This window comes from Priestia sp. P5_B4 (assembly GCF_056400385.1).
This window is the reverse complement of sequence record NZ_JBFULJ010000459.1, coordinates 1-3,063: the sequence shown is the minus strand read 5'-3', so window position 1 is coordinate 3,063 and position 3,063 is coordinate 1. Positions and strand designations below refer to the sequence as shown.

The following is a 3,063-nucleotide window of genomic DNA, read 5'->3' as shown; positions in this document are numbered from 1 at the left end:
TAGCTACACTGATTGTTGACTGAGGATTTTGACCTGTTATTAGGTTGCCATCTGCTTGTACATTATCTGCCCAGTTTGGAGCAGTTACTACATTTGCCCCAAGTTCACGCAGACGTGTTTCCAAAAGAAACGGCATGAAGCGGTCCAATGTTGTTTCACGTTCTTCATCATCTGTAAACGCAGCGACATCTTTTCCTTCGACCAACGGCTTTTCATCTGATAATGTAACACCTACTAAGCCTGCGGGTCCATGGCATACAGCGGCTACTACTTTGTCTCCTTCGTATAGTTCACGAATTAAAGCGTGGAGCGTTTGATTATCTGGCAGATCAAACATTGTGCCGTGACCGCCTGGTAAGAAAACAGCATCGAATTTAGCACTGTCTGTAATGGTATCAAGTTTTAGAGTATTCTCTAGATGCTTAGCTGTATTTAAGATTTCTTGAGAAGTCTCCCCTTCAAGGCTGCGAGCATCCACCGGCGCTTTTCCTCCTACAGGACTTGCTACAGTAATCGTAAATCCAGCTTTTTCGAACTCTACGTACGCTTCACCAAATTCTGAAAGCCAAAGGCCTGTTGGATGATTTTCTTTCATTTTGTCAGCCGTTGTTACGACCATTAATATATGTTTAGACATAGTAACGTCCTCCTGTAAATAAAGATAGTATTTTCTGTTTCTGCCTTACACACCCTATTGTAAGAGAGGAATTACTATAATACAAATTAGAAAATATCTGCTTATCCATAAATATTTTTATAGATAACGTGTCTTTGTTAATAAAGCATCTGCGAAAAAACAACCGTATATCTGAATTTATTTTTTATACACTCAAAAAAACCGCCCTTTTGAATAAGCGCGGTTTTTTCCAGAAAAGCATAGAATCTATCTTTTATTTTAAAGAGCAGATTGAGCGTTCATTTGTTTCACTTTCTTTTCTCCCGTTCTTTTAAGACTTACCATAAAAATAAACGAAATACAGTACAGCCCCGCCAAGTACGTCATCGCTACTGTCATATCATAGCTTTGCAAAAGATAGCCGACAAGAATGGGGGATAACCCTCCGAGCGCTCGCCCAAAGTTAAAAATGGTGTTCGTTGCAGTGCTGCGCACTTCTACTGAATAGTGGCTGCTGATCAATGCTCCGTATCCCGCGAACATTCCGTTTGAGAAAAATCCGACCACAGCTCCTCCTATAAGCAGCCCTGCACCTCCTTCGGCATACGAGTATAAAAATACCGCACAAGCTGAAGCAAGAAGAAAGATTCCAAAAGTACGTTTCGATCCAAAACGGTCCATAAATTGACCAAATGTTAGCATGCCTATAATCATTCCAACGGCTGTACTGATTGTCCAAAGAGCTGAACTTGAAACAGAGAGGCCTTGTGATTGCTGAAGCATAGATGGAAGCCATATCATAAGTCCGTTATAGCCTGCAATTTGGACTGTAGCCATCACTGCCAGCGAAATAGTCGTCATCGCCGTCCTAGGCGTAGCGAATAATTGACGAAGCTTACCATTATTTTTAACAACCGCTGTTTTCTCTTTTTGAGCTTGTAGCCACTCAGGAGATTCGTTTAAATTTTTTCGTACGATAAAAGCAAAAATGACGGGGATGATTCCCACAAAAAACAGCGCTCTCCATCCGAAAATCGGCAGGATCAGAGAACTTAAAAGCGCCGCAAGGATCACTCCAAATTGTGCGCCAATACTAACATAGGATGAAGCTCGTCCTTGCTTATGTTTCGGCCACGCTTCTGCTACAAGAGCCATACCGATCCCGTACTCTCCTCCAGCCCCAATTCCGGCAATAAATCGCGAAGCATACACTTGTTCAACATTTGCTGCAAAACCTGTTAATGCCGTTCCGACTGCAAATAGAAGAACCGTGTAGGTAAAAACCCGCACTCTTCCAAATTTATCTGCTAAAATTCCGAAGATGACTCCACCTATCAGCATTCCTATATTCGTAATAGAAGAAATAAGTCCACCTGTTGCTAAATCAATGTGAAATTCAGCAATAATCATTGACATAGCAAACGAGATAAACATAATGTCCATCCCTTCTAACGTCAAACCTGCTACTGATGCTACAACTGTCTTGTTACGATAATTCATGTTGTTCCACCCTCCAGTGTATTCTTTCCGTATCAACGCTCTTTCTTTTTTGAAGGAATGGATAAATAACATATCTCCATTCTCTTTTGAAGCCTCTCTGGACTTCGTTTAAAAGAGGTAAGTAACACATAAAAGCCCTTTTGTCGCAGAGAGCAAAAGGGCACAGATAGGCATAGAAGCAGTAAATGAGTGATCCGTCCTTTTCGGCCTCTCTGGACCGTCTTAAAGGCAGTTATTATATTAATTATTATGTTAACACGCCGCACAGAACCTTTCAATAAGAAAAATATCTTCTTTAAAGCAGCTATGTACATCTTTCACTTTTTACATAGACACTATTTCGTTCATTATTTTTTCAAATATGGTTAAAACCAAAGCCTAATGTATCATGTTCAAAGCCTTTTTTAGGCGCACCTATCGTTCCATACACACAAACGCTAATCCATTCGTCGCTTGATCCTGAAAACTCAATTTTTCCGCGCACGATTGAAAATGTGAGTCCTACCGTCCGTAAAATATCACCCAGCTGCAGCGTTCCTCGACTAACTCCTTGAATGGCCTCAAGTATAGCATGATAAAGAGCGTGAACTTCCCGGTACGACTGGGCATTAATAATTTTGTTTGTCTTGGCGCTCGTTTCAATTGCCGCCACGACTTTAGACAGCTCCATCGCTCCGACTTTTCCTACTGTGTAGCTGTATCCTCTCTCATTAATTTCCTTTTCAATACCATCAGCTAGTTCCGTATTATGTAAAAGAACGAGTAAAGATGTTAATCTTCCCATTGAAAAATCATTAACTTGTTGAAATTTATTGCTCAACTGTCATTCCCTCCCTTCTATCCCCTTATTATTTTAACAGACGGTACCTAAAAAGGTGCTGATTATTCAACGAACGAGCGCTCACTTCAAGGATTAGGWGATCTATGTGTATTGTCCAACACTGTTA

3 protein-coding genes are annotated in these 3,063 nt (G+C 40.8%); all 3 read right to left on the bottom strand.

What is annotated here, in order from left to right; translation table 11 throughout:
- Positions 1-637, bottom strand: a 637-nt coding sequence (locus tag AC1DRF_RS21260; RefSeq protein ID WP_477741623.1) for a type 1 glutamine amidotransferase domain-containing protein, incomplete at its 3' end; no start/stop codon positions are given.
- A 258-nt stretch (positions 638-895) separates the two neighbouring features.
- Positions 896-2,116 carry an MFS transporter gene (locus AC1DRF_RS21255; RefSeq protein WP_028408110.1) on the bottom strand — a complete coding sequence of 407 codons (1,221 nt, stop codon included), beginning with the start codon at positions 2,114-2,116 and terminating at the stop codon, positions 896-898.
- A gap of 355 nt (positions 2,117-2,471) precedes the next feature.
- On the bottom strand, positions 2,472-2,936 hold the full coding sequence (hutP, locus tag AC1DRF_RS21250) for a hut operon transcriptional regulator HutP (RefSeq protein ID WP_427076683.1): 465 nt from the start codon (positions 2,934-2,936) through the stop codon (positions 2,472-2,474).
- Positions 2,937-3,063 lie beyond the last annotated feature (127 nt).

What these genes read in the sequence shown, in the direction of transcription:
- AC1DRF_RS21255 (WP_028408110.1), bottom strand. Translation starts at nt 2,116, where the DNA reads ATGAATTATCGTAACAAGACAGTTGTAGCATCAGTAGCAGGTTTGACG.